Here is a 1,099-nt window from a genome sequence, read left to right on the forward strand (position 1 = left end):
GTTGATGGTTCAATGCCTGTTGTGGCTAGTTGGTTTACACGCACAGCAACAGGGCTGGGATAAGCATTTTCAGGCCAATACCATTGGGCATCGAACGGTACTCTCAACGATTCGCTTGGGATTGGAGGTACTCAGGCGGCCTGATTATCAAATCACGGAGAAAGAATTGCTGGCGGCCTGGGTATTATTCGCCAATCAGTTGCTCAAATATGGCTATGCTATGGCTGATTTATGAGGGGATCCTTCAGGGCTCAGCGTACCTGATGAAGTTAGTTAGAGGATAATATTAATGAGTAGTAGAGTTCGATATAAACAGCTAATTTCTCTGATGAAATCGTCATGGGTTATCTCGAAGCGTTTACAGATTTTTGGGGCAATCCCATTTCCTCTCTATCGTGCTTTTTCTAAACTTGAATACGCTGAAGACTTTTGTAGAGGAAACGTTCGTTTTCAAACACTGGAATACTACAAAGGCACTGAGGATAAAACCCGAGTTGATATGGTAGAGGGGATAGCTGAGGCACAAGTACCAGGTGAGGCAATAGTTATTGAACTGAACGGTGGTGCTGTCGTTGTAGGTGGCATAGAGAAAGTTGTAGCGCCTACATTCAATAACTCTCACTTTATCTATTGTATGTCTTTGCCCGTCAACGGTAAGCCTTCCGAAGAACTCAAAAAATTTGGTAAATATGTAGTAAAAGTAAAAGAGCCTATCGTATTTCTTAATCGCATTGCGGAAGCTATTAAAGCTGATGAAAAGTTAGCAGAAAACCCACCTAGCTTTGAAGCTTCTAGAGTTGTGTATAACAAAGGTGAAATGCAACTGTCAAAGCCTAAACGGTCTAAGATAAACTGTAGTGGCACACTAATTTTGGCCACCTAAATAGAGGTGATATTATTACCTCGTAGATGACTTTAGGTGAACACATGAGATCGACAACCAGAAAAACATTTAGTGCTGAATTCAAACTTGAAGCAGCCCAATTAGTCCTCGATAAAAACCATAGCATCATCGAAGCTGCAAAGGCGATGAACGTAGGTAAGTCCACTATGGATAAATGGGTGAGACAGTTAAAACTAGAACGCCAGGGTGGCACAC

The 1,099-nt window shown here is 42.0% G+C and carries 2 protein-coding genes and 1 pseudogene; all 3 read left to right on the forward strand.

What is annotated here, in order from left to right; genetic code table 11:
- Positions 1 to 235 (forward strand): annotated as a pseudogene (locus L5M38_RS24155) (IS4 family transposase); the annotation flags it as partial.
- A 54-nt stretch (positions 236 to 289) separates the two neighbouring features.
- Complete coding sequence (locus L5M38_RS24160; protein ID WP_263180548.1) at positions 290 to 883, forward strand: hypothetical protein; 594 nt, start codon at positions 290 to 292, stop codon at positions 881 to 883.
- A gap of 44 nt (positions 884 to 927) precedes the next feature.
- Positions 928 to 1,099 (forward strand): transposase (locus L5M38_RS24165; protein WP_263148087.1); only part of this gene is annotated, 172 nt, incomplete at its 3' end.

The organism is Shewanella sp. SM101, from assembly GCF_025654465.1.
Lineage (GTDB): Bacteria > Pseudomonadota > Gammaproteobacteria > Enterobacterales > Shewanellaceae > Shewanella > Shewanella oncorhynchi.